This window comes from Phytohabitans aurantiacus (assembly GCF_027923225.1).
In the GTDB taxonomy this organism is placed as follows: domain Bacteria; phylum Actinomycetota; class Actinomycetes; order Mycobacteriales; family Micromonosporaceae; genus Phytohabitans; species Phytohabitans aurantiacus.
Window position 1 is genome coordinate 1 of record NZ_BSDI01000066.1, and the last position, 23454, is coordinate 23454.

Annotated in this window: 23 protein-coding genes; 10 read left to right on the plus strand and 13 right to left on the minus strand. The window is 70.7% G+C overall.

Annotation, left to right across the window (positions count from 1 at the left end; all coding sequences use genetic code 11):
- Nucleotides 1-229: 229 nt before the first annotated feature.
- Together QMG73_RS39375 and QMG73_RS39380 are read right to left on the minus strand one after the other, a co-directional pair.
- Entirely contained in the window at nucleotides 230-901 is a 672-nt protein-coding gene (locus tag QMG73_RS39375; RefSeq protein WP_281904232.1) for a slipin family protein, read from the minus strand.
- A 539-nt stretch (nucleotides 902-1440) separates the two neighbouring features.
- Nucleotides 1441-2580 carry an MFS transporter gene (locus tag QMG73_RS39380; protein WP_281904233.1) on the minus strand — a complete coding sequence of 380 codons (1140 nt, stop codon included), beginning with the start codon at nucleotides 2578-2580 and terminating at the stop codon, nucleotides 1441-1443.
- 138 nt (nucleotides 2581-2718) lie between these two features.
- Between QMG73_RS39380 and QMG73_RS39385 the strand changes: the two genes are divergently transcribed.
- Together QMG73_RS39385 and QMG73_RS39390 are read left to right on the plus strand one after the other, a co-directional pair.
- Entirely contained in the window at nucleotides 2719-3672 is a 954-nt protein-coding gene (locus QMG73_RS39385) for a LacI family DNA-binding transcriptional regulator (protein WP_281904235.1), read from the plus strand.
- Nucleotides 3672-4322, plus strand: coding sequence for a hypothetical protein (locus tag QMG73_RS39390; protein WP_281904237.1), 651 nt, complete (start codon nucleotides 3672-3674; stop codon nucleotides 4320-4322). The genes QMG73_RS39385 and QMG73_RS39390 overlap by 1 nt, the downstream gene beginning before the upstream one ends.
- Here QMG73_RS39390 and QMG73_RS39395 read toward each other — a convergent pair.
- Together QMG73_RS39395 and QMG73_RS39400 are read right to left on the minus strand one after the other, a co-directional pair.
- Nucleotides 4319-5320, minus strand: a complete 1002-nt coding sequence (locus tag QMG73_RS39395; RefSeq protein WP_281904238.1) for an arabinan endo-1,5-alpha-L-arabinosidase — start codon at nucleotides 5318-5320, stop codon at nucleotides 4319-4321. The two genes, QMG73_RS39390 and QMG73_RS39395, sit on opposite strands and share 4 nt — an antisense overlap.
- Nucleotides 5321-5690: 370 nt before the next feature.
- On the minus strand, nucleotides 5691-7391 hold the full coding sequence (locus QMG73_RS39400; RefSeq protein ID WP_281904239.1) for a sulfatase-like hydrolase/transferase: 1701 nt from the start codon (nucleotides 7389-7391) through the stop codon (nucleotides 5691-5693).
- A gap of 67 nt (nucleotides 7392-7458) precedes the next feature.
- On the opposite strand from QMG73_RS39400, the gene recQ reads away from it, so the two are divergent.
- Nucleotides 7459-9297 (plus strand): DNA helicase RecQ, encoded by a 1839-nt coding sequence (gene recQ / locus QMG73_RS39405; protein WP_281904240.1) that lies wholly within the window; start codon nucleotides 7459-7461, stop codon nucleotides 9295-9297.
- Here recQ and QMG73_RS39410 read toward each other — a convergent pair.
- The 5 genes from QMG73_RS39410 to QMG73_RS39430 form a co-directional block, all read right to left on the minus strand.
- Nucleotides 9294-10286, minus strand: coding sequence for an ABC transporter permease subunit (locus tag QMG73_RS39410; RefSeq protein WP_281904242.1), 993 nt, complete (start codon nucleotides 10284-10286; stop codon nucleotides 9294-9296). The genes recQ and QMG73_RS39410 overlap by 4 nt on opposite strands.
- Nucleotides 10283-11173, minus strand: coding sequence for an ABC transporter ATP-binding protein (locus tag QMG73_RS39415; RefSeq protein ID WP_281904276.1), 891 nt, complete (start codon nucleotides 11171-11173; stop codon nucleotides 10283-10285). The genes QMG73_RS39410 and QMG73_RS39415 overlap by 4 nt, the downstream gene beginning before the upstream one ends.
- A 20-nt stretch (nucleotides 11174-11193) precedes the next feature.
- Nucleotides 11194-11592: a GntR family transcriptional regulator gene (locus tag QMG73_RS39420; protein WP_281904244.1), complete on the minus strand. Its 399-nt coding sequence runs from the start codon at nucleotides 11590-11592 to the stop codon at nucleotides 11194-11196.
- 76 nt (nucleotides 11593-11668) lie between these two features.
- Nucleotides 11669-12313, minus strand: a complete 645-nt coding sequence (locus QMG73_RS39425) for a maleylpyruvate isomerase family mycothiol-dependent enzyme (protein ID WP_281904247.1) — start codon at nucleotides 12311-12313, stop codon at nucleotides 11669-11671.
- Nucleotides 12300-12881, minus strand: coding sequence for a TetR/AcrR family transcriptional regulator (locus tag QMG73_RS39430; RefSeq protein WP_281904248.1), 582 nt, complete (start codon nucleotides 12879-12881; stop codon nucleotides 12300-12302). The genes QMG73_RS39425 and QMG73_RS39430 overlap by 14 nt, the downstream gene beginning before the upstream one ends.
- A gap of 122 nt (nucleotides 12882-13003) precedes the next feature.
- On the opposite strand from QMG73_RS39430, the gene QMG73_RS39435 reads away from it, so the two are divergent.
- Nucleotides 13004-13393 (plus strand): VOC family protein, encoded by a 390-nt coding sequence (locus QMG73_RS39435; RefSeq protein WP_281904249.1) that lies wholly within the window; start codon nucleotides 13004-13006, stop codon nucleotides 13391-13393.
- A 12-nt stretch (nucleotides 13394-13405) separates the two neighbouring features.
- Here QMG73_RS39435 and QMG73_RS39440 read toward each other — a convergent pair whose 3' ends face one another.
- Nucleotides 13406-14062: a maleylpyruvate isomerase N-terminal domain-containing protein gene (locus QMG73_RS39440; RefSeq protein WP_281904250.1), complete on the minus strand. Its 657-nt coding sequence runs from the start codon at nucleotides 14060-14062 to the stop codon at nucleotides 13406-13408.
- Between the two features lie 42 nt (nucleotides 14063-14104).
- Here QMG73_RS39440 and sigJ point away from each other — a divergent pair, with 42 nt between their 5' ends.
- On the plus strand, nucleotides 14105-15034 hold the full coding sequence (gene sigJ / locus QMG73_RS39445; RefSeq protein WP_281904251.1) for an RNA polymerase sigma factor SigJ: 930 nt from the start codon (nucleotides 14105-14107) through the stop codon (nucleotides 15032-15034).
- A 117-nt stretch (nucleotides 15035-15151) separates the two neighbouring features.
- On the opposite strand, the gene QMG73_RS39450 is transcribed toward sigJ, so the two are convergent.
- Nucleotides 15152-15766: a GNAT family N-acetyltransferase gene (locus QMG73_RS39450; RefSeq protein ID WP_281904253.1), complete on the minus strand. Its 615-nt coding sequence runs from the start codon at nucleotides 15764-15766 to the stop codon at nucleotides 15152-15154.
- A 125-nt stretch (nucleotides 15767-15891) separates the two neighbouring features.
- Here QMG73_RS39450 and QMG73_RS39455 point away from each other — a divergent pair, with 125 nt between their 5' ends.
- A complete protein-coding gene (locus QMG73_RS39455; protein WP_281904255.1) occupies nucleotides 15892-17337 on the plus strand; it encodes an MFS transporter in 1446 nt (481 codons plus the stop codon).
- Nucleotides 17338-17522: 185 nt separating this feature from the next.
- Nucleotides 17523-19544 (plus strand): MDR family MFS transporter, encoded by a 2022-nt coding sequence (locus tag QMG73_RS39460; RefSeq protein ID WP_281904256.1) that lies wholly within the window; start codon nucleotides 17523-17525, stop codon nucleotides 19542-19544.
- Nucleotides 19545-19548: 4 nt separating this feature from the next.
- Here the strand turns inward: QMG73_RS39460 and QMG73_RS39465 are convergent, their stop codons facing one another.
- Nucleotides 19549-19902, minus strand: coding sequence for a MerR family transcriptional regulator (locus QMG73_RS39465; protein WP_281904257.1), 354 nt, complete (start codon nucleotides 19900-19902; stop codon nucleotides 19549-19551).
- 500 nt (nucleotides 19903-20402) lie between these two features.
- Between QMG73_RS39465 and QMG73_RS39470 the strand changes: the two genes are divergently transcribed.
- The gene (locus QMG73_RS39470; RefSeq protein ID WP_281904258.1) at nucleotides 20403-20819 is read left to right on the plus strand and encodes a MarR family winged helix-turn-helix transcriptional regulator; all 417 of its coding nucleotides are present in this window, start codon (nucleotides 20403-20405) and stop codon (nucleotides 20817-20819) included.
- A gap of 16 nt (nucleotides 20820-20835) precedes the next feature.
- Nucleotides 20836-21210, plus strand: coding sequence for a nuclear transport factor 2 family protein (locus QMG73_RS39475; protein ID WP_281904260.1), 375 nt, complete (start codon nucleotides 20836-20838; stop codon nucleotides 21208-21210).
- Here the strand turns inward: QMG73_RS39475 and QMG73_RS39480 are convergent.
- Nucleotides 21177-21995: an alpha/beta fold hydrolase gene (locus tag QMG73_RS39480; protein ID WP_281904261.1), complete on the minus strand. Its 819-nt coding sequence runs from the start codon at nucleotides 21993-21995 to the stop codon at nucleotides 21177-21179. The genes QMG73_RS39475 and QMG73_RS39480 overlap by 34 nt on opposite strands.
- An 86-nt stretch (nucleotides 21996-22081) precedes the next feature.
- Here QMG73_RS39480 and QMG73_RS39485 point away from each other — a divergent pair, with 86 nt between their 5' ends.
- Nucleotides 22082-23410, plus strand: a complete 1329-nt coding sequence (locus QMG73_RS39485; protein ID WP_281904262.1) for an aminotransferase-like domain-containing protein — start codon at nucleotides 22082-22084, stop codon at nucleotides 23408-23410.
- Nucleotides 23411-23454: the final 44 nt, after the last annotated feature.

A 23454-nucleotide genomic window follows, 5' to 3' on the forward strand; every position in this document is an offset into this window, starting at 1 on the left:
GCGGTGATCACTCCCGCACGTGCCATACCAGCAGCCTCCCAAGATCAGCCCTCTGTTGCACTGACCGGTGGAGACCGCCTCTCTTTTCCGCGTGTATTCGCCCTTGATCGATGCGATCGGCCTTGATCGGCGGAGCAAGGCGCGGAGCAAGGCGCAAGCCCACCCGGGCGAGCCGACCCGCGGGCGGGCCCGGCGGGCCCGCCGCGCGGGCAGGGCCGCCGGGCGGGCGTCAGCGGCGGTTGGGGAGGTGGGTCGGGTCGGGGGTGAGGACGACCGTCGCGCCCGGGACCGCCGCCGCCTGGATGGTGCGCAGGTGCAGCAGAGCCGGGTGCTCCTCAAGGAGCCGCGCCGCGTTGGCGAGCGTACGCAACGCTGCCGCCTCGCCCCGGGCGCGTTCCAGATCGGCCTTTCCGCGTTCGCGGGCGAGCAGCGTCTCGGTCGCGGCCCGGCGCAGCTCGCCGGGGAGCATGAGATCCTTGACAGTGGCGGCGAGCAGTTCGATGCCACGGTCGGCCACGCGCGGCCCGGCCGCTTCGGCCAAGCCGTTGGAGAGCCGGCTGCGGTCGGTGAGTACCTCGTCGAGGGTCAGCGCCCCGACGGCGTCGCGGATCGCGAGCTGCACCGCCGTATAAAGGTCCTGGCCGGTGTCCGCCGACGCGGTGAGGAACGCCAGCGGCTGACTGATCCGCCAGGTAGCCACAGTGGACACCCGCAGCGCGACGCTGTCGGCGGTGAGCAGCTCCTGGCCAGAGACGATCATAGTGCGCGGCCGTACGTCGAGCACGTGCAGGTTTGTGCGGCGCTGACGATACCGGTGGCGGCCCGGCGGTAGCTCGCGCGTGAACCGGCCGTCGGTGAACAGCAGGCCGCGCTGCCATTCCATGATTGTCACAATCGCCATGTCGTTCACCTCCATTGTGGACCGGGAGCGGCTCCGCGCGCACCGCGACGGTGACGGCGGGGGCGTCCGCGACCGTGGTCGCGAGCCCGCATGGCCGCACCGCCGTCGCCCGAGGGCAGGATTGCGCGGAGCCGCTCTGCGAGGAGTCGAACCTCGGCCTTTCGGCCTTACCTGAAATGGGCGGAGAGCCCGACGCGCGGGACGCGGGCCGGCGATGCCGGTGCGCCGCTTGGCATCTCCAGCTCGAAACGGTACGGGATCATGTCCGCGCGACGCATCGGGTTTTCTCGAGCCGGACGTCCGCCGGGGGATCAAGTTCAGGATCGGGTTTTGAGCTACCGCGACGCCCGTCGTGCGCGAGACCGTTGCTCCCGCGGCCTCGCCCTCCGCGGCTACACGACCGCCCGGCATCGCCGCCGGCCATGGATCGTGGAAGCCTGCTGCCCCTGCAGGGGCAGCAGATCGCCACAGACGCCGCCAACCTCGCTCCACTGATCCAGCCAGTCGCCTATGTGGACGGACGGACCCGCACCGCTTGTCTAGACGCGCTGCGTATGCACGCTGGGCAGAGGCGATTCGGTCCGGACAATGCGCCAGATTGCTACGAGGCAAAGCGCGTTGACAACGAAGATCAGCACCGGCACCGATCCGGCGCCCGTGAGTTCGATCCCGGCGCCGAGCAGCGGCGGGAACGCGACGCCGCCCAGCATCGAGGCGGCGAACACGTATGCGCCGGCGCGGCTGGCGCCCGGTACGGCGCGGTGCAGCCAGGGAAGACCGGTCGGGAAGACGGGCGCGATGAACAGGCCCACACCCGCGTACGCGACGACGGCCAGCCCGGGCACTGCCGCCAGGGCCAGGCACACCGCGATCCCCACGCAACTGCCAATGACGATCGCGCGGTCGGAGACGCGGAGGGTCAATGGCACCACCAAGAACCGGCCGAGGGTCATCATCAGCCAGAACACCGAGGTGGCGGTCGCGGCGTCCGACGCACTGTGGCCGATTGCCTCAAGGTGCGTGGGCTCCCAACCGCCGACCCCCGCCTCCACGCCGACGTTCATCACGTACAGCACGATGAAAGCGGCCAGCAGCCCGCGGCGGCGGATGAGCACCGTCGTGGCGACCGGTTCCGCCGGCTCGGCGGGAGCTTCCGTGATGCCTCGGAGCCCGAGTACGAGCAATAGCGACACAAACGCGAAGCAAAGAAAGATCACCGGGTACCGGTGTGGTCCGAGCACTCCGAGGAGCAATGGGCCTGCAATCGCGCCGATTCCGAAGTGCGCGTTCAGTACATTCAGCATCGCCGAACCCCGCCGCCGGAACGCCCGCGCGAACATGTCGTTGCAGCCGTAGTCGATACCGCCGAAACCGACGCCGGCGAGCAGCGCCGCCACCAGAGCGAGCGGCCAGCTGGGTGCGAGCGCGACGCCCGCCGCGCCGGCGGCCATCGCGACCAGCGACAAGGCGAGCTTCCGGGTACCGGCCAGCGGCGAACGCGCGTACCAGAGCACCCCGGCGATCCCACCGACGAAGTGCGCGCTCAGCGCCAGCCCCGCGGCCGCTACGGAGATGCCGAAGTCGGCGCGGAAGGCGGAGATCGCCGGCCCGTACAGCGCCTGGAGCGCGCCGATCAGCACGAACGCCATGAAGGCGCTGACCACGCCAAACCACTTCACCCGGGCCTCCGTTAACGGTCACGTGAACGTTCACGGTAGTCTGACCCGGGTCGAGGTGGACGTCAAGATCGGATTACGATCGGGAGCATCGTGGACAAGCGCCAGGAAAACTCACCCCGCCGGGCAACCCTGAGGGACGTGGCCCGCGCCGCTGGCGTGTCCCATCAGACGGTCTCGCGGGCGATCAACGACAAGGGCGAGATCGATCCGGAGACCCGGCGCCGGGTCCTGGAGACAGCGCGCCAGTTGCATTACCGCCCCAGCCGGTACGCCCGCGGGCTGGTCCGGCCGGGGCTCGTCACGGTCGGCCTGATCGTGCCCGACGTGGTAAACCCGTTCTTCCCCGAGTTCATCGCCGGCGTCATCCAGGCCGCCGACGCGCAGGACTGGCAGGTCATCGTCGCCAGCACCGAAAGCGACCGCCGTCGCGAGCTGCCGCTCGTGCGCTCGCTCGGCCGGCAGGTCGACGCCGTCGCGGGGTACATCAGTCACACCGACGCGGAGCTCGCGCCGTACGCGGAAGGGCTTCCGCTCGTGATCGTGGAACGCGGACCTGAGCCGTCACTCAACGGCACCGTCCGTGTCGATCTCGCGGCCGGCGTGCGCGCTGCCGTGGCGCACCTGGTCGAGCGCGGCCACCGGCGGATCGGGATGATCGACTGCGAGTCGGTGTGCGACCCACACGTCCGCCGGCTCACGTTCCTCGCGGCGGCCGCCGAGCACGGGCTGCCGGTGGGGGAGGAGTGGATCGCTCGCGGCGCGCAGTCGATGGACGGCGGGGCCAAGGTATTCGCCGCGCTGCACGCGGCACACCCCGACATGACCGCGGTGTTCGCGTTCAATGATCTGGTCGCGATCGGCGCGATGCGCGAGGCGCGCCAGCGAGGTCTTCGGGTACCGGAGGATTGCGCGATCGTCGGGTTCGATGGCCTGAGCATTGGCGAGTTGCTCGACCCTCCACTGAGCACTGTCCACATCGACAAGAGGCGCCTCGGTGAGCTGGCGATGGAGCAGATCCAGGCGTTGCTCGCTGGCGAGGCGCCCACGCCCGCCGTCCTGCCTCCGACGCTTCTGGTGCGGGGCACGACCTGATGGCCGCTGACCGGCCGCATCCACTGCTCGGGTACCTGCTCGACGCGGCCGGAGGCCAATTCCCGCCCGCCGACGGGAGCGTCACCGTGCTGCCGGCGCTACCCGGCGGCCTGGAGTGCTCGGTCGCCTTCACCGGCCACGCGGTCGTCGCCACCGCACTACCCACAGTGGACGTACATGCCCAGCGTCCGGACGGATTCGGTGGATCTTTGGCTCCCGACTTTCTGCGCTGGCTCGCCGGTCCAGGTGGATGGATCGACGTCGTCGACGCCACCCTCACGCGCGGCGGTATCGGCGGCGAGCCGCGCCTGCGCCCGCTCAGCGACGCTGGTGACCATCCCCGGGTGCGGCACGCCCTGGAACTGCGCACGCGAGTCCGGGTGTACGGCGACGAGCGCGGCCTCGTCACAATCGCCGAAGGGCTCGCCGGTCGCACCGAGCTGAGCCTCGAATTGCACCGACCAAATGATGGCAGCCGCGGGCACGGGCGCTCGCTGATCACCGACGCGCTCACGTTGGTGCCCGCGGGAGAGCCGGTGTTCGCGGCGGTCGCTCCGGGCAACGCACGGTCGCTGCGCGCGTTCCTCGCGGTGGGGTTCAACCCGATCGGCTCGGAGGTCCTGCTCCGCCCCGCCCGCCCGAGGGGCTAGTAGACGTATGGCCAGCCGGCCGCGTCCCAGCCGAGTAGGTTGATGCCGAGGCGGGCGGCGCCGCTGTCGGTGTAGTAGTGGTAGAAGAGCACGTCGCTGTCGGTGTCGGGCAGCACCGCCTGATGCCCAGGGCCGTGCACCGAGCCATGCCCCGCGAGGAGTTCGGTGCCGCCGCCGGCGGTGAGCGCGGTGCCGTTCCGGTCGACGTACGGGCCGGTGACCGAAGCGGACCGGCCGACCATGACGCGATACGTGCTGCTCGCTCCGCGACAGCAGAAGTCGAACGACGTGAACAAGTAGTACCACCCGCCACGGCGGTGGATGACCGGAGCCTCGACGGCACCACTGGCGCTGGACGGCCGCGTCGCGAGGGCGCGAACCGCGGTGTCCGATGTGGAGCGCAAGCCGGTTGCGGAGTCGATCCGGATAAGCTTGATGCCGCTCCAGAACGAGCCGAACGACAGCCACCATTGCCCGCCCGCGTCGACGGTGAGGTGGGGGTCGATCGTGTTGTAGTTGACCGATGAGCTGCTCTCGACGACCAGGCCCCGGTGTGTCCACGTGCCGGCCGCGCCGGTGGTGCTGGTGGCCAGGAAGATGGCCGAGCGTTGAGACCCGAACGTCGAGGCGGAATAGTACAGGTAGTACTGTCCATTGTGGTAAGAAACGTCGGGTGCCCATAGGTTGGCGCTGCCGGCGGTGTACGCGGTGGTCCAGGGCGCGCCGCCCGGCCAGACGACGCCGGCGTTGCGCCACGCGATGCGGTCGGTCGAGGTCTTGATGGCCAGGTTGTTGCCCGTGTGCACGAGCAGGTACGTGCCGTTTGGTGCCCTGACCACGCTCGGGTCGTGCACACCGGTGGCGCCGGTGACCCGACCCGGGTTCGGATAGTCCGCCGCGTCGGCACCGGTCGTGACCGTGACCGCGCCGGTGATCGCGGTCGCCGCAGCGAGGGCGATCGCGGCAATCAGGCGCCCTGACCTGTATCTATTGACCATCGTCGACCCCCTTCGGCTGGGTTGAAACGATACATGGATATGGATGGGTGGGGAAGGGCCTGTACGGTGTGCGCGCGTGGCCTTCCCGGCGTCCGGATCGGACGCCGAGGTCGCGTCGATCAAGGGCAATCGCGTTGATCAAGGGCAAATGCACGCGGAAAAGAGATCCAACCACGTGCGTTTGCCCTTGATCGGCGGGCAGGGCGCCCGCGGTGGCGGGCAGGGCGCCCGCGGTGGCGGGCAGGGCGCCCGGGGCGGCGGGCAAGGCGCCTGCGGCGGCCAAGCTGCGCGGTGGGCAAGGCGGCGGGGTGCGCCGTGGGCAGGGCGCGTGCGGCGGCGGGGTGCGCGGGCGGCGAGGCGCGGGGCTGGTTTAGGGGGTGTAGGCGGTTAGGAAGCGGTCGCGGAAGGTGTTCATCGGCCACACCGGCGACTGCGGGCTGGGGCGCAGGCCGTCCTGCCAGCCCCAGCTCGCGATCCGGTCCAGTACCGCCGGGTCGCGGGCCACGATCGAGATCGGTACGTCGTGGCCCGCGTCGTCACCGGCGACCAGCGGCGACGGTTGGTGGTCGCCGAGGAAAACCACGACGAGGTCGTCGTCGCCGTACGTCTCGATGTACGAGGTCAGCACGGTCAGCGTGTACTCGATCGAGTGGCGGTACTCGGTGCGCACCCGGGTCTGGTCCCGCCACACCTCCTCGGCGTTCAGCCCCTCCTTGCGGATCTCGTGGTAGATCGAGCCGTCGCCCACCTGGTTCCAGTCGAGGAAGCGGGGCAGCGGCGCCCACGGGCTGTGGCTGGACACGAGCGGGATGGTCGCGAACAGCGGGCCGCGGTCGGCCTTGGCGTGTTCGAAGCGCTCGTACGCCAGCATCGTGTACTGGTCGGGCATGGTCGCCCAGCCGAAGCCTGGGCCGCGGTACCCGAGGTTCGGCAGGTCGTATACCTGGTCGTACCCGTAGAAGTCGCCCTCGGGCCAGGCGCGGGTGATGCCCGGCATGACTCCGACCGTGCGCCAGCCGGCGCGGCGGAACGCACTGACCAGAGTCAGCCGGTCGCTCGACGTGACGGTGCGGAAGCGCTGCTGATTGTCGATCCACAGCCCGGACAGGAACGTGGAGTGCGCCAGCCAGCTCCCGCCGCCCGAGGTCGACGAGGTGAGGTACCCGCTGCGCGCCCCGTACCCCGCGGCGCGCAACCGCCCGTACCCCGCGTCGAGCACCGCACCGACCTGCCCGGAGAACTCGGGGTCCTCGACGGCGTCCCGCCCGTAGCTTTCTACGAACGCGAGCACCACGTCCTTGCCGCGCAGCGCGGTCAGCAACTGGTCGCCCGGCGTGTCGCGGAACGCGTCGACCTTGGCCTCCTCGGCGAACAGCTGCCGGTCGCGCAGGCCGTCGCGCACCATCCCGGCCCGCTCGTACACGAGGATCGAGCTGCGCTCCGTCGCGATCGGCGCGTTGGTGACGAGCAATGCACCGAGGAGGGCGCAGGCGATCCACGCGACCGCGCCCCGACTGCGCGGTACAACGCTGGTCAGCCGGAGCACCGAGAGTGTGGTGACCACAAGCACCGCGATTGCTAGCAGGATCGCTCCGACGATGGTCGCCGCCACGCCCCCCTCGCCGACGGAGCCCTTGAGCACGGTCAGCCCGTCGTCGAAGAGCACCCAGTCGAGGACCAGGTCGAACGGGCGGTCGAGGATCGAGTTGAAACCCATGTCGAGGAGCTTGACGATCACCAGTGCGCCGAGCAGCGGCCCGGCGACCAGCGCGAAAATCCGGCGCCCTCGGGGCGGCAGGAGCAGGAGCAGGACCGCGCCGGCCAGGGCCTCGACGGGGAGGTAGAGGAACTCGCGGACGGTCAGCAGGTCGAGCTCGTTCGGCAGTACCAGCGCGGCCAGGACGACGGCGGCTGACAGTACCGTCAAAACCCACGCGACCACCGTGCGCCACCGCGGCCGCTCGCGCTCGGCGGCGGCCGGTTCCACCGCGCCGTCAGCCGCGCTCGAGGCCGGCGCCGGGTCGGCCTCGGTGGGAGCCGCCGGGCGGCGGAAGCGCGTCATGAACGACATGCCGACTCACGCTACCCGTCCGTGGTGCGGCCCCCGGACGGGGCGGGGCGGCTCGTATTATCGCCGGGTGGCGCCTACGGATCTCGACGTGAGCCGCGACGCGGCTGAGGCATTGAGGCGGGTCTTCGGCTACGACGCCTTTCGCGGCGAGCAGCAGGAGATCATCGAGCACGTCGCCGGCGGCGGTGACGCGCTCGTGCTGATGCCGACCGGCGGCGGCAAGTCGCTGTGCTACCAGATTCCCGCGCTCGTGCGCGAGGGCGTCGGCGTCGTCATATCGCCCCTGATCGCTCTGATGCAAGACCAGGTCGATGCACTGAGAGCGCTCGGAGTGCGCGCCGGGTTCCTCAACTCGACGCTCGACTTCGAGGAGCGCCGCCTGGTCGAGGCCGAGTTCGTGACCGGCGAGCTCGACCTGCTGTATCTGGCGCCGGAGGCGCTCGGCGCGCCGTCGACCCGGGCCCTGCTCGACCGCGGCCGGATATCGCTCTTCGCGATCGATGAGGCGCACTGCGTGGCGCAGTGGGGGCACGATTTTCGCCCCGACTACCTGGCGCTGTCGATGCTGCACGAGAAGTGGCCGGATGTGCCCCGGATCGCGCTGACCGCCACCGCGACGACGGCCACCCGCACCGAGATCGCGACGCGGCTGCGGCTCGACGACGCGCGGCATTTCGTGTCGAGCTTCGACCGGCCCAATATCCAGTACCGGATCGTGCCGAAAAACGAGCCGCGCCGGCAGCTGCTGACCCTCCTGCGCACCGAGCACGCGGGCGACGCCGGCATCGTCTACTGCCTATCGCGCGCGTCGGTGGAGAAGACCGCGGAATTCCTGACGCAGAACGGGATCACCGCGCTGCCGTACCACGCGGGGCTCGACGCGGGTACCCGCAGCCGCCACCAGTCCCGTTTCCTGCGCGAAGACGGTCTCGTCATGGTGGCGACGATCGCGTTCGGCATGGGCATCGACAAGCCCGACGTGCGGTTCGTCGCGCACCTCGACCTGCCCCGCTCGGTCGAGGGCTACTACCAGGAGACCGGGCGCGCGGGCCGCGACGGGCTGCCGTCGACCGCCTGGCTGGCGTACGGGCTGCAGGACGTCGTGCAGCAGCGCAAGCTGATTGAGGGCTCAGACGGCGACGTGGCGCGGCGCCGCGTGCTTGCCGCGCACCTCGACGCGATGCTGGCCCTGTGCGAGACCGTCGAGTGTCGACGGACGCAGATCCTCGGCTACTTCGGCGAGAGCAGCGCCTCGTGCGGCAACTGCGACACCTGCCTCGCGCCGCCGGAGTCGTGGGACGGCACGGTCGCCGCGCAGAAGCTACTGTCCACTGTGCTGCGTCTGGCCCGCGAGCGTGGCCAGAAGTTCGGCGCCGGGCAGTCCATCGACATCCTGCTCGGCAAGCAGTCCGACAAGGTGACGCAGCACCGCCACGACTCACTGTCCACATTCGGCATCGGCACCGAGCTGAGCGAGAGCGAGTGGCGCGGCGTGGTGCGCCAGATGCTGGCGCAGGGTCTGCTGGCGGTCGAGGGGGAGTACGGCACGCTGGTGCTCACCGAGGGCAGCACCGCCGTGCTGCGCAAGGAGCGCGAGGTGCGGTTGCGGCGCGAGGCGCCACGGGCGGCGTCCGCGCGGGTCGCCAAGCCCCGTGCCGCGGCCGCCGCGGAGATGCCGGCAGACGCGGTACCGGTATTCGAGCGGCTGCGCGCATGGCGGGCCGCCACCGCCAAGGAGCAGGGTGTACCGGCGTACGTCATCTTCCACGACGCGACGCTGCGCCAGATCGCGACCGAGGCACCGACGACGCTGGCCGCGCTGGGCACGGTGAGCGGGGTGGGCGAGAACAAGCTGGCCAAGTTCGGCCAGCAGGTCCTCGACACATTGGCGCAGCCGGAGGGCTAGGCGATGCGGCGAACTCTGCGGATCGCCAGGTAGAACAGGAGTATCGCCAGCGCTACGAAGACGCCGGCCTCGATGCTCTGGAAGAGCCAGAAGCGGTCGCCGGGCTGGTACTGCTGCCAGTTGTAGGCGCCGGCCTGCAGGCCGAGGTCGGCGCCGCACGCCTTGCCGCCAGGCCCCGTGACGCCCGGCGGGCAGGACACCTCGGTGTTCGAGGCGACGATGCTGCCGTCGGGGTTGCGCACCTGCTTGGCGAGCACCCAGTCGCCGGTCAGGTTGCCCCGCTCGCCGGTGTTGCCCTCCACCAGATACGTGCGCACCTTCGGTGGCATCAACCGCGGGCGTAACAGCACGGTCAGCGCGATTCGCAGTACGGCGAAGCCGGCCAGCGCCACGCCCATCGCGGGCAGCACCTTGTGCCACACGGTGCCGGCGAACACGCCGAGCGCGACCGCGAAGAGGGTGTACCCGATGGGTGCGATCCCCTGCATGTCGAAGAGTCCCGACTCGAACCGGCTCAGCTGGCCGGCGTGCATCAGCGGCGCCATCCACCAGGACGTGCCAAGTCCATACACGACGGCCACCGCGAGCGTGAACCCGCCCACCGCGGCCACCTTGACCAGCGCCCAGCGGCGCCGGCTGATGCCCTGTGTCCACACCAGACGGTGGGTGCCCTGCTCGGTCTCGCGGGCCACCAGCGGCGCGCCCCAGAAGAGGCCGACCAGCAGCGGCAGGACGAGCAGCAGCACGCCCGCGAACGTGAGAGTGCCGTACTGGTCGTTGAACGCGTCGAGCGCGCGCATGCAGGTGTTGCTCGCCTCGGGGGAGAGGTTGCCGTCCCGGAGCCCGTCGAGGCATGCCCGCAGGCCCTTGTCGGCGTAGGTGCCGCGCATCGACAGGCCGGTCGGCACGATCAGGGCGGCCAGGGCCAGCAGGCCGGCGAGCGTGTACAGCGCCTGCTTGCGGTGCTGCCGCCAGGTCAGCCAGATCATGCGGCCACTCCCCACTCGCTGTGGCTGGCGCGCGTGTCGCCCTCGGTGAGGTACGCCAGGATGGTGTCTTCGAGGCTCGGCTCCCGCACCGTCCACATCGGATCGGTGATGGGACCGTCGGTGCGCACCAGCAGCGTCGACTGCCGGTCGGTGTGGCTGGCCCGGACGACTGCCGCGACACCGCCGATCGGTCCGCCGTCGTGGCGCGGGCCGATGAGCTGCCGGTGGCTCGTCGCGAGTTCGTCGGTGGGGCCGGCGAGCCGCACCTGCGAGGCGCTGAGCACCACCACGTAGTCGCAGGTGCGCTCCAGGTCGGCGAGGATGTGCGAGGAGAGCAGCACCGTCGCGCCGGTCTCCGCGACGCTGCCCATCAGGGCCTGCAGGAACTCGCGCCGTGCCAGCGGGTCGAGGCTCGCGACCGGTTCGTCGAGCAGCAGCAGCGACGGACGCTTCGCCAGGGCCAGGGCGAGCGCGACCTGGGCGCGCTGCCCACCGGAGAGCTTGCCCACGGGCCGGTCGGGCGGCAGGCCGAGCTGGGCCAGGCGGGTGCGGGCCAGCGCGGCGTCCCACCGGCGGTTGAGCTTGCCGCCCATGGTGACCAGCTCGGCGGCGGTGAAGTCGCGGTACAGCGGGGTGTCCTGCGCGACGAAGCCGATGTCGGAGAGCAACTCCGTGTCGCCGTAGGGGGCGCGGCCGAGGACGCGGACCGCACCGGCGTCCGGGCGCAGCAGACCCACGGCCATGTGCAGCAGCGTGCTCTTGCCCGCGCCGTTCGGCCCGACCAGCGCGGCGACCCGGCCGGCGGGCAGGCGCAGCGTGCAGTCCCGCACCGCCCACCTGCCGCCGTACCGTTTGCCGAGCTGGTCTGTCTCCAGCACGTACTCCATCCCCGTTCCTCCCGTTCTGTTCACGCGTGCTCCTCTTGCCGTGGATAGCTCGCGCGGATGGTGGTCTGTACCAGGGCGGTGACGTCGTCCGGTGTCAGCCCGGCGTCGCGGGCGCGGTGCACCCACGCCACCAGGTCACCGCGCAGCTCCGCCTGGTCCGACATGGGTGCGCTCGCGAGCGTTGCCTTGACGAAGGTGCCGACACCCGGCCGGCCCTCCACGAGGCCCTCGAGCTCCAGCTCCCGGTACGCCTTCAACACCGTGTTCGGGTTGATGGCCAGCGACCGCGCGACGTCTCGCACCTTCGGCAGCTGGTCACCGGGGGTCAGCATGCCGACCCGGAGGGCCTGCTTGACCTGCTGGACGAGCTGCACGTACGTGTTCACCTTCGACCGGCCGTCCAGCACGAACTCGATCACTCGCGACGCCCCTTCTCGCTTATCCTACGACAGTAGAACAATAAGACAGGACAGTCGTCAAGAATTCAGTCGGTGCCTACGCGGTGAGGTGGGCGGCGAGATCCGGGGCGCCAGGGCCGGAAAGCTCGGGTAATGCGACCAACCGCCCCGAGGCAACCAGCAGGATCGCACCGATCGGCCCGCGGACCTCCGGGCCGCCGCCCGCCGACCACGCGGTGTCGGTGGCGGTCACCCGGTATCGCCGCATCACGCGGGTGGCGGGGAACGGCCGCGGCCAGCGCATCGTCCACATGCGACGCAGTGCGATGGCGGCGGGCGCGGCGGGCGTCTCCAGGTCGCGGCCGAGGGGCACGGCGATGTCCTGTCCGTGTATCAGGATGTCGATCAGCGGCTCGGGGTCGGTGACCCCGGTGTTCTTGCGGCGGGAGCCCACCATGCCGCGCAGCGTCGCCACGAGCTGCGCGGGTGTCGCGCCGGCGGCGCGCTCGCGGGCGGCGTCGTGGATCGCCCGATCGAGATCACCGCGCGCCCGCAGGAACGGCGGCAGCGACTCGCGGAGCGTGAGCTGCTGGAGCGTGAGATGCGCGGCGACGTCGCGCACCGTCCAGCCGGCGCACAGCGAAGGCCGCTCCCACTCGTCGGGCGAGAGCCGGTCGAGCAGGTCGGCCACCCGCAGCCGGTGCGCGTCGATGGCCCGCCAGATCTCGTTACGGTCGGTCATGCGCCACCTCCCGGGGCTGGATGAGGCTCGCGACGAGGGTGGCGATCTCCTCGGTCGGGTCGAACGCCGGGTCGGGGTTGGCCAGCTGGTGCAGCACCAGGCCGGCGACGTAGTTCATGATGATCGGCCCGTCGCGCTCCGGGCTGGAGCTGCCCGCGAGGCGCAACCAGGCGAAGACCCAGGAGCGCACGCGGGCGCCGCCGGTCGTGAGGCGCGCCCGCAGCGCCGGGTTTGTCGCGGCTTCCACGAGGATCGCGTACCGAGCCAGCGTCAGCGTCTTGTGAGGGCCGGCGCTGTCGCGGGCCGCCGCGGCGATTGTCTCGGCCAATTCGCGCGGTGTGGTCGGAGCGATCGCCGTGGCGATCTCCTCCCAATTGGCCTGCTCCCGCACGACGAACCGCCCCACGACCGCGTCGAGCAATGCGTCGCGCGTGCGGAAGTGATTCGAGGTGGAACCTGAGGGCAATCCGGCGGCCGCGTCGACAGCGCGGTGGGTGAGCCCGTGGATGCCGGACTCGCCGAGCACGGAGATCGCCGCGTCGAGCAGTACCTCACGCCGGCTGGCCATGCCGTTGACACTACCATCGTAGTGTCAAGCACTACAATAGTTGTCTCCGAAACCGATCAGGAACGGAGAAGCCGCAGGCCGCGCCCGGCTCCTAGATTGATCGGAGACAGAAGGAGAGAACCGTGCCAGTACAGGTGAGCGTCATCATGCTCGGCGTCAAGGATGTGGAGCGCGCCAAGAAGTTCTATGTGGACGGACTTGGATGCGAGGTCACGCAGGAGTTCCCGGGCTTCGTCAGGTGCCGGCTTGGTGACGGGTCCTCGGATCTGGCCCTGTACGAGTGGGAGGCGGTGGCGCGAGACGCGGGCGTCTCATCCGAGGGGTCGGGCTTCCGCGGCGTCTCGTTCCACTTCATCACCGAGACCAGGGAGGCGGTCGACGACGTCATGCGGGCCGCGGTGGCCGCCGGTGGCGCGGTGGTCAAGGAGGCGGCGGCCGCCGGCTGGGGCGGGTACGACGGCTACTTCACCGACCCGGACGGCTACCTGTGGAAGGCCGTCACCGACGCCTGACGCCGCTGTGGTTCAGCCGAGGACGAACGGGAGCCGCGCCGCCAGCGCGCCCAGCTCGGCCGCCTCCGCGGCCGTCGGCGCCCGGCGGCCGGTGCCGACCAGCAGCGCGTCGCAGTCGGAGAAGGACGGGGGAAACGCGGTCCCGGCGATCTTCTCCAGCATCTCGCGCGACCGCGCCAGCCCGCTGGCGGGCGGCCGTATCCCGCCACGGAGGTGCGCGATCAGGTCCAGGTGGTGCAGCGTCCATTCCATGATGTACGCGTCCAGGTAGTCACCGGCGGTCAGCACCTGGTCGCGGGTGCTGACCGGCTGGCGCCGGTCGGCGAGCGCCGCGGCGCGACCGGCGGCCGAGCCGACGTCGTCGAGGTGGAACTTGAGCAGGCGCGGTTCCTGGTACGCGGCGGCCAGCCGGACCGTCAGCGCGGAGAGCTCGTCATCGCCGGCCGGCGGGGCGCTGCTGACCTCCCAGTACGTGACCGCGTCGCGGGTCGGTGCGGCATCGGCGGGCGTCGCGAGCGTGATGAGGACATCCTGAGCGTCGATGACCAGGTGGCACACCAGATCCCGGACCAGCCAGCCGGCACAGCCGGACGGCCGCGCGAAGTCGTCGTCCGGCAGATCGGCGACGGCCGCGCGCAGCGCCGCCCACGAACGCGAGAAGTCGTCCACCTCGACACCGTAGTACCCTCCACTGAAGTGTGAGGTGCCACGATGACCACGCAGCCCGAGCCGGCCCTGAGCGCCATCGTGAGCGAGCGGCGTCGCTTGACCAATCTCGCGTACCGGCTCCTCGGCTCGCTGGCCGACGCCGAAGACGTCGTGCAGGAGACGTACGCCCGCTGGTACGCGATGTCCCGCGAGGAGCAGGACGCCATCGACAATCCGGCCGCCTGGCTGACGACGGTCGCGAGTCGCGTCTGCCTCGACCTGCTCGGCTCGGCTCGGGTCAGGCGGGAGCGCTACGTGGGCGAGTGGATTCCGGAGCCGCTGCCCGACCGTACAGAGTGGATAGACGGGCGATCGGGCCGCGTCACCGTCGATCCGGCCGACAGCGTCACGCTCGACGAGTCGGTCAGCATGGCGTTTCTCGTCGTGCTCGAGTCGATGACACCCGCGGAGCGGGTGGCGTTCGTCCTGCATGACGTCTTCCGGTACTCCTTTGTGGAGGTGGCCGAGATCGTCGGCCGCACGCCGGCCGCGTGCCGCAAGCTGGCATCTTCGGCCCGCCGCCATCTTCGCGAGTCGCGGACGTCCGCGACCCCGGCGGCCGAGGTCGCCGGTGTGGTCAGGGAATTCAAGCTGGCCTGGGAGGCCAGGGACATCGAGGCCCTCATCGGCCTGCTCGACCCGGCCGTGAGGGCCACCGGCGACGGCGGCGGCCTCGTCAGCGCGGAGCTTCACCCGGTCGAGGGTGGCGAGCGGGTGGCGCGCTACTTCGCTGGTCTGGACGTCAGGAGGGCCGGTGTCGTGATTCTTGAGCGTACGGTCAGCGGCCAGCCCGGTCTGGTGCTGCGGGAGGGCGGTGTCATCGCGACGGTGATGGCGTTCGACGTCGAGGGCGGCCGGATCAGGCGCATCTGGGCGGTGCGGAACCCGGAGAAGCTCGGTCCCTGGACGGGCTCACGTGGCCGGTCCCAGTAGGGCCGACCCCCAGCGCGACCAGGAGTTCGGCGCGGAGAAGCGCGTCGTTCGTCGCGTCCGAGCCGGCGGCGTCGAGAGTGTCGAGTTAATCGCGGGTCGGTTCGGTGGCGCCGCCGTTCACCGGAAGTCGACGCGCATCACCACACGGCGCTTGAACGGGTGGCTGACCTCCGTGAAGCCGGCCTCCTCGAAGACCTGGCGGGTGCCCACGTGCGTCTCGCCCCAGGTGATCTCCCGGCCCGGCTCGGTGATCATCGGGTACGCCTCCAGCGACCGGGCGCCGCGCTCGCGCGCGAACGCGATCGTGGCCGCCGCCAGGGGATAGGTGAGGCCGCGGCCGCGGTACCCCTTGCGGACCACGAAACAGGTGACGGCCCAGACGGCGTCGTCGTCCTTGTCCTCGTCGCGGCCGGCCCAGGGCACGCGGGAGGTGCGCAGCTTCGGGTACTCGGTGCGCGGCTCGACGGCCACCCAGCCCACCGGTTCCCCGTCGGCGTACGCGACCAGACCGCTCGTGCTCGGTGCGTTCGGATCACCGCACGCGGTCTGAGCTCGGAGCATTGTGGTGCGCTGCTCGTGCGTCGAGTCGCGCCAGATCCAGCCGACGACCTTGAACCGCTGGCACTGGCAGTGCCCCGCGTCCGTGCTGCCGAAGATCGTGGCGAGGTCGTGCCAGGACGCCTCGTTGGCGGGCACGATGCGCAGTTGGTCGGCGGGGATGGGCGTCTGCATGGTGCCCATCGTCCCCTCTCGTTCGTGGCCGCGGTCACAGCACCTGGCCCTTTGTCCTGCGTGCGCGTGCGGCCTTGATCATTTGGGCTTGAGGTGAAGCCGGGTTGAGGTCCTACGGTGCGGAAATGGCACCGGATGTAAAGACAAAGGGTGGAACCTGGCGCGAGCTGCTCGGCCCCGGGAACGTCGGGACCTCGATCGTGCTGGCGGGTGGGGTCGGGCTGCACGCGATCAACATCTTCCTCACGACGAGCCTGCTGCCGACCGCGATCGAGGACATCGGCGGGGAACGCCTGTACGCGTGGAGCACCACCGTCTTCATGATCGCCTCGGTGGTCTCCTCGATGCTCGTCAGTCGGTTGCTCGGACGGCGCGGAGCGGTCGGCGCGTACCTGGTGGCCCTCGCGCCGTTCGTGCTCGGCACGCTCATCTGCGCGATCGCCCCGACGATGGTGACGCTGCTGGCCGGGCGGGCTCTGCAGGGCATCGGCGGCGGCATCCTCGCGGGCCTCGGCTACGCGGTCGTACAGAGCGCCCTCCCGGAGCGTCTCTGGGCCAAGGCGACAGCGCTGGTCTCCGCGATGTGGGGCATCGGCACGCTCGCCGGACCGGCGATCGGCGGTCTCTTCGCACAGTTCGACGCGTGGCGGTTCGCGTTCATTGTGCTGGCCGTGCTCGGTGCGCTCGTCGGGGCACTCGCGGTGCGGGTACTCCCACGCCACGAGCGGTCCACCGCGGTCGAACCGGTACCGGTGATCTCCCTGGTGTTGCTGACCGCCACCACCGCGGCGATCAGCGTCGCCAGCCTGCTGGAGAGCCGGTGGCAGCTGGCGGCGGCCGGCGCGGTGGCGATCCTGCTGCTGGGGTGGTTCGTCCGGTGGGAGCGCCGGTCCCGGACGCGGGTCCTGCCGGCGCAGACGTACGCGCGCACGTCCCCGCTCAAGTGGCTGTACCTGACGATCGCGATCATCGCGACCGGCACCGCGACCGAGGGCTTCACCCCGCTGTTCGGCCAGCGGCTGGCCGGCCTCGAACCGTTCGTCGCCGGGTTCCTCGGCGCGGCGGTGTCCCTGGGCTGGTCGTTGAGCATGGTCCTCAGCGCCAACGCGACCGACCCGCGCACGCTGCGGCGGCTGACCGTGGCGGGTCCGGGAATACTGGCGCTCGGTCTGGCGGTCGCCGGATTCACCATGTGGCAGGACGCGGGCGCCGCCACGATCGTCACCTGGTTCCTCGCGCTCGTCGTGGCGGGCGCCGGCATCGGCGTCGCGTTCCCGCACCTGGTCGTGGCGACCATGGGCGTCTCCGACGACCAGGCAGAGGCGGGCAAGGCGGCGGCCGGCGCGAACACGGTGGAGTTGATCGCGCTGGCGTTCAGTTCGGCGCTCGGCGGGGTCCTGATGAACCTCGGCGCGCCGTCGACGGCGCTCTCCGCGCGATACCTGCTGATCGGGTTCGCGGTCGTGGCGGTGCTCGGCAGCTTCACCGCGATCCGCTCCAACCGAGCCGCGCGGCGGCCGGACGCCGGGCCGGACCGCCGTGAGCCGGCTGAGCTGTCCAGCGTCCACTAAGACGCTTGCTCCGCGCTTGTGGGCGTCGCCATCGCTTCCGGCCGTGGTCCTCGCCTGCCGCCCTCGGCCTGCCGCTGACGCGCTGGCGGCCCTCACCCGGCCGCCGGCGCGTCGCTGAAGCATCGGGCGGCCACGAGGAGCGGCAAACGCCGGACATAGCGGTCGAATAGCCCGAAGATCAGACCATGACCATCACGCTCGACCGGAGCGCTGCCCCGCCGGAGCTGAGCCGCCGCCAGACCAACGTCGTCTTCATCACGATCGTGCTCGGGATGCTCCTGGCCGCGCTCGACCAGACCATCGTGTCCACGGCCCTGCCGACGATCGTCGCCGATCTCGGCGGCGCCGGGCACATGGCGTGGGTCGTCACCGCGTACCTGCTGGCGGAGACCGTGGCGACAGTGCTCGCCGGCAAGTTCGGCGACCTGTTCGGGCGCAAGCTGGTCTTCCAGATCAGCGCGGTGGTCTTCATTGGAGGCTCCGCACTGGCCGGCCTCGCGAACAGCATGATCGTGCTGATCGTGGCGCGCGCGATCCAGGGCGTGGGTGCCGGTGGCCTGATGGTCACGGCGATGGCCCTGATCGCCGACGCGATTCCGCTGCGCCAGCGGGGCAAGTATCAGGGCGCGCTCGGTGCGGTGTTCGGTGTAACCACGGTGCTCGGGCCGACGCTCGGCGGGCTGTTCACCGACCACGCCAGCTGGCGGTGGTGCTTCTACGTCAACGTGCCCCTCGCGATCGTCATGATCGGGATGGCGGCGCGGACCATCCCCACGGTGCGGTCCGCGAGCCGCCCCGCCATCGACTACGCCGGCATAGCGCTCGTCGCGCTCGGCGCATCAGGGCTCATCCTGGGTCTGGAGTGGGGCGGCAACGAGTACGCGTGGGGGTCTCCGGTCATTATCGGGATCTTCGCCGGATCGGCGGTACTGCTGGCCGCGTTCGTATTCGTCGAGCTGCGCGCCCGCGAGCCGATGCTGCCGATGGGCCTGTTCCGCAGCCGGGTGTTCGTGGTCTGCTCGATCCTCAGCTTCATCGTCGGCTTCGCGATGCTCGGCGCGTTGACCTACCTTCCCGCCTACCTGCAGTACGTCGACGGCGTGTCGGCCACCGAGTCGGGGCTGCGCACCGTGCCGATGGTGCTCGGACTGCTCACCACCTCGATGCTGTCGGGCACGATCGTCGGGCGCACCGGCTACTACAAGGCGTTTCCGATCGTCGGCACCGCCGTCATGGCCCTCGGGCTCTTCCTGCTGTCGACAATGGACGTCGGCACCGGTATCTGGCTCGAGTCGCTCTACATGCTGGTGCTCGGGCTCGGCATCGGCCTGGCGATGCAGGTGCTGACCATCGTCGTCCAGAACACCGTGCCGTACGCGCAACTCGGCACCGCCACGTCGGGCGTGACGTTCTTCCGGACCCTGGGCAGCTCGTTCGGGACGGCGGTGTTCGGCACGCTCTACGGCAACCAGCTCGAGCCCAACCTGCGTACCGCGCTGGCACAGACGCCCGGCGTGTCGCCCGAGGCCGCCGCGAGCCCCGCCGCGCTCCGGGAACTGCCCGCACAGGTCGCCGCGCCGATCCTCCAGGCGTACGCGGACACCATCAGCTTCGTGTTCCGCTGGGTGGTACCGGTCGCACTGGTCGGGTTCGTCATCGCCTGGTTCCTGAAGCAGGTGCCGTTGCGCGACACCGCGCGTGCCGCCGCCACCGATCTGGGCGAGGGGTTCGCCGCACCGGACGCGCCCGACAGCGTCGCTCAGCTCGAACGGGCGGTCGCCGCCGTGATGCGCCACGCCCAGCGGGAACCCGACTTCGGCCGGCAGATCTTCGCCGACTCCGGCACCGCACTCAGCCCTGGCCAGGCGTGGGTGCTGCACCAGGTACGCATGCGCGAACGGGCCGACGTGCCAGGCTCGGTCGCGGCGATCGCGCGCGCCCATCACCTGCCGCCCGACGTGCTCGAGCCGGCGTTCGCGGGCGTGATCGCCGCCGGATACGGTACCCGCGACGGCGACCACGTCCAGCTCACGCCGAACGGGCGCGCGCAGCTCGGCCTGCTGTACTCGGCATGGCGGCGCTGGCTCGACACCCAGCTCGACGACTGGTCGGTGACCGACCCGCACGACCGCGCCCGCCTGGACCTGGCGCTCGACAACATCGCCCGCCGCCTGGTCGTGTCCGAGCGCGACCCCGTCCCCGCCTAGCCGGTCAACCCGAGCGGCCGCTTGTTGAGCTGTCTGGCGTTCGCTGCTCGCGCTGGAGGCGTGCGTTGATTTCGAGGGCTTCGGCGAGTTGGTCTTCGAGGATGACGATGCGGCAGGCGGCTTCGATACCGGTACCCTGATCGGCGATCTGCCGGACCCTGGCCGCCAGGCGTAGCTGATAGCGGCTGTAGCGGCGGTGTCCGCCCTCCGAACGCGTGGCTTCGAACAGGCGGGCTTGCTCGATCGCGCGCAGAAAGCCTGCGGTGGCGCCGATCATCTCGGCGGCACGGCCCATGGTGTAGGCGGGATAGTGCTCGTCTTCGAACCTGTCGGTCGGATCGTTATGACCTGAGGTCATGTATACCTTTCTGGCAGAACACGTGTGAGGGTCCCGGCGCCGACGGCGCCGGGACCCTCAAGAGAGTGTTGGCGTTACATACCACCACCGGCTGGCTGCCGGTTCATCGTCGTCCCGCCCGTCCACAAGGGAGAGTGCGGGTCGCGGGAATTCGGCTGGATGTGACCGTAAACCACCTTCCGTTCTTGGGGGTCTGCGGCTCCTGCCAGGCATCGTCGCGCCGGGCAGGGATCCGATGGCATTCACTCCTCTCGTCGTACACACCGTTGCAGAACTTGAGCGTTGAGCCCGGGTCCGGCCCCTGCGCACCTCTCACCTTCGTGAGCAGGCCAGGGCCGGACCGCGCGGGCCGTTTACCTCTGTGCGCCAGGTCGGCTGTCGCACCCGCTGATCTTTCTTCGCAACACCCAGAACCTTACACGCGCTCCGTCCACATGTCTACTTTCGCGGAAGGAGATTTTCTCGGTGGGTGCCGGTGTGTTCGGGGATGATGCTTGATCATGTCAAGAGTTGAGACGTCCGAGGACGCGTTCTTCCGCGAGCTCGGCGGCACCTGCGCCGAGCTGCGGCAGGCGTTCACCCGACACGTGGGCATGAGCGCGCAGCGCGTGCAGCTACTCGTCCGGCTGCGGCGCGCGGGCGAGACCAGCCACAGCGATCTGCGCCAGGCGCTGGGCATCGACGGTGCGAGCGTCACCCGGCTGGTCAAGGAGTTCGAGACCGAAGAGCTGGTCGGCCGCCGCCTGGACCCGGCGGACAACCGGTACACCCTTGCCGCGCTGACGCCCGGCGGCAAGCGGGTGGCGGACGACCTGGTGCGATCCCACCAGTCGTACCAGAGCGGCTGCTCGACGGGGTCACCGCCCGCGAACAGGAGGTCGTGCTGCGCGTCCTCCGGCGCATCCGCGCGAACGTGACCGAACAGGAGAGCCGATGACAGAGGACGTGCGCGCCGCGGCCCAGCGCATGTATGAGGCGTTCAACGCCCGCGACTACGGCGCCGTGGCGGAGATCTTCACGGCAGACTTCTACAGCCACCCGCTGGAGACCACCGGGCCGGAGAGCGTCGCGCAGGCGTGGCGACGGTTCCACGAGGCGGTCCCTGACGTCCGGGTCGTCGTCGAGGACATGGTGGTCGAGGAGGGCAAGGCCGCGGTCCGCACGAGGGTGCACGGCATTCCAGGGCAGCCGCCGCCGACCATGCTGGAGATGTTCCGGGTACGCGATGGGCGCATCGCCGAACTGTGGGGCCTATCCGCCCTCCGGCGTGGCTTTCAGGGTGCGGCGTCGGTGGGTACGGGCAGGTGATTCAGGAAGTCGGACATGGCCGCGTTGAATTCCGTTGGGCGTTCGAGGTTGGGAAGGTGGCCGGCGCCATCGATCACCGCCAGGGTGGCATCGGGGATGCCCTCGCGCAGGACCTCGGCGTCCGCCACCGGCGTGTACTCGTCTTCGGAGCCGACCACGACCAGCGTGGGCACCGCGACCGTCGGCAGCAGCCGCACGTAGTCGGGGCGTTCGGCGCGCCCGCGTAGCGCCGCGGCGGCCCCGGCCGCGGGTGCGCCGCGCATCATCCGGAGTACGTGCGCGGCGACAGCGGGCTGCGCGACGACGTTGTGCGGTGCCATCATCTTGGGGAGTTCCTCGTCGGCGTATGGCGCCATGCCCTCGCGCAGTAACCGGTCTGCCAGGGCGTTGCGCCGCGCTTTGCCCTCGTCCGTCTCGGCGGCGGCGAAGGTGTCGGCGAGCACGAGACCGTGGACGCGTTCGCCGAAAAGGCGGTAGCACTCCATCGCGATCTGGCCACCCATCGACAGCCCAGTGAGCACGAAGCCGTCGACGCCGAGGTGGTCGAGGAGCGCGGCGATGTCACGGGCGAAGTCGCCCAGCATCGTCACGCCGGGCACCACTGTGCTCTGTCCGTAGCCCCGAAGGTCGGGAGCGATCACGCGCCAGCCGTGTGCCGTGAACGCCTCGATCTGCGGTGTCCACATCGACCGGTCGAAGGGGTGACCGTGGATCAGTACCAGCGGCGGACCGCTGCCCTTGTCGTCGTACCCGATGGTGATGTCGCCGACCGTCACCGTGCTCATAGCAATTCCTCCCGTACCGTCTTGACAGCTCGATGCTATTGGTCGCACGATCTCGGTGCAATAGAAGAATTGATCTCGGAGCAATGATGGAAGATTATCGGGTGATCGCGGACGAGATCGCGGCGGACATCGCCGCCGGCGAGCTGCGGGCGGGGGAGAAGCTGCCTCCACAGCGCCGGTTCGCCGCGGATCGCGGCATCGCCGCTTCCACGGCGTCCCGCGTGTACGGGGAACTGGTCCGGCGCGGGCTCGCGACCGGTGAGGTCGGCCGGGGTACCTTCGTCCGCGCGGCCGCCCCCGGCCTGGAACCGGCACTGTCCGAGCCCGGCGGGGCCCACGTCGACCTGGAGCTCAACTTCCCGACCCTGCCCGACCAGGCCGAGATGCTGGCCGCCGGGCTGACCCGGATGCTGCGTCCGGACGTGCTCGCCGCCGGCCTGCGGGCGACCGGCGCGGCCGGCACCGCACCGGCGCGGGACGCGGCCGCGACGATGCTCACCCGTGGCGGTTGGGCGCCCGACCCGAGCCAGATCCTCTTCGCCGGCAGCGGGCGGCAGGCGATCGCCGCGGTACTGGCCGCCCTCGTCCGCCCGGGCGAGCGGCTCGGGGTGGAGAGGCTCACGTATCCGGTCGTCAAAGGCATCGCGTCCCGGCTCGGCATCCGGCTCGTACCCCTCGCCATGGACGAGAAGGGGCTCGATCCGGACGCGCTGACCGACGCTCTGCCGCTGCGCGCGGTATACCTGCAGCCGAGCGTTCACAGCCCGACGGGTGCCACGATGACGCTCGAGCGCCGCGCGCGGCTGGCCGAGCGGATCAGCACGTCCGGTGTACCCGTGATCGAGGACTCGACCTGGGGATTCCTCCGACCCGACCTGTTGCCGCTGGCGGCTCTCGTGCCCGAGCACACATTCCTCGTAGACAGTTTGTCCAAGCGGTTGGCGCCCGGCCTGAGCGTCGGGTTCATCGTGCCCCCGCGTGGCAGCGAGCCGGCGGTGGCGTCCGCGCTGCGCTCGGGCGCGTGGACGGCGTCGCGGTACGCGCTGGAGGCGGCGACACAATGGCTCACCGATGGCACCGTCGCCGAGATCGGACGGGCCAAGCGCGTGGACGCCGAACGGCGGCAGCGGATCGTGTCCGAACGGCTCGCGGGGTTCAGCCTTCGCGGCGACCGGTACGGTTACCACTGCTGGTGGGAGCTGCCAGACCCGTGGCGCGCCGAGACGTTCGTGGCCGCGGCCGCCCGCCGGGGCATCGCCGTCGCGCCCGCGGCGGCGTTCGCGGTCGGCTCGGGGCACGCTCCGAACGCCGTGCGGATCGCCCTCGGTACGCCGGCGCACGACGTGCTCGAGAGCGCCTTGGACGTACTCGCCGCACTGGCCCGCGCCGCGCCCGAGGACGCGGCGCCAGACTAGCGCGCGGCTGCGGAGCCGAAGCCGCGCGGACGCCGCGCCGGCCA

What these genes read in the sequence shown, in the direction of transcription:
- QMG73_RS39375 (WP_281904232.1), bottom strand. Translation starts at nt 901, where the DNA reads ATGGCGATTGTGACAATCATGGAATGGCAGCGCGGCCTGCTGTTCACC.
- QMG73_RS39390 (WP_281904237.1), top strand. Translation starts at nt 3,672, where the DNA reads ATGGCCGCTGACCGGCCGCATCCACTGCTCGGGTACCTGCTCGACGCG.
- QMG73_RS39395 (WP_281904238.1), bottom strand. Translation starts at nt 5,320, where the DNA reads ATGGTCAATAGATACAGGTCAGGGCGCCTGATTGCCGCGATCGCCCTC.
- QMG73_RS39400 (WP_281904239.1), bottom strand. Translation starts at nt 7,391, where the DNA reads ATGTCGTTCATGACGCGCTTCCGCCGCCCGGCGGCTCCCACCGAGGCC.
- QMG73_RS39410 (WP_281904242.1), bottom strand. Translation starts at nt 10,286, where the DNA reads ATGATCTGGCTGACCTGGCGGCAGCACCGCAAGCAGGCGCTGTACACG.
- QMG73_RS39415 (WP_281904276.1), bottom strand. Translation starts at nt 11,173, where the DNA reads ATGGAGTACGTGCTGGAGACAGACCAGCTCGGCAAACGGTACGGCGGC.
- QMG73_RS39425 (WP_281904247.1), bottom strand. Translation starts at nt 12,313, where the DNA reads ATGACCGACCGTAACGAGATCTGGCGGGCCATCGACGCGCACCGGCTG.
- QMG73_RS39430 (WP_281904248.1), bottom strand. Translation starts at nt 12,881, where the DNA reads ATGGCCAGCCGGCGTGAGGTACTGCTCGACGCGGCGATCTCCGTGCTC.
- sigJ (WP_281904251.1), top strand. Translation starts at nt 14,105, where the DNA reads ATGACCACGCAGCCCGAGCCGGCCCTGAGCGCCATCGTGAGCGAGCGG.
- QMG73_RS39450 (WP_281904253.1), bottom strand. Translation starts at nt 15,766, where the DNA reads ATGCAGACGCCCATCCCCGCCGACCAACTGCGCATCGTGCCCGCCAAC.
- QMG73_RS39455 (WP_281904255.1), top strand. Translation starts at nt 15,892, where the DNA reads ATGGCACCGGATGTAAAGACAAAGGGTGGAACCTGGCGCGAGCTGCTC.
- QMG73_RS39460 (WP_281904256.1), top strand. Translation starts at nt 17,523, where the DNA reads ATGACCATCACGCTCGACCGGAGCGCTGCCCCGCCGGAGCTGAGCCGC.
- QMG73_RS39465 (WP_281904257.1), bottom strand. Translation starts at nt 19,902, where the DNA reads ATGACCTCAGGTCATAACGATCCGACCGACAGGTTCGAAGACGAGCAC.
- QMG73_RS39470 (WP_281904258.1), top strand. Translation starts at nt 20,403, where the DNA reads ATGTCAAGAGTTGAGACGTCCGAGGACGCGTTCTTCCGCGAGCTCGGC.
- QMG73_RS39475 (WP_281904260.1), top strand. Translation starts at nt 20,836, where the DNA reads ATGACAGAGGACGTGCGCGCCGCGGCCCAGCGCATGTATGAGGCGTTC.
- QMG73_RS39480 (WP_281904261.1), bottom strand. Translation starts at nt 21,995, where the DNA reads ATGAGCACGGTGACGGTCGGCGACATCACCATCGGGTACGACGACAAG.
- QMG73_RS39485 (WP_281904262.1), top strand. Translation starts at nt 22,082, where the DNA reads ATGGAAGATTATCGGGTGATCGCGGACGAGATCGCGGCGGACATCGCC.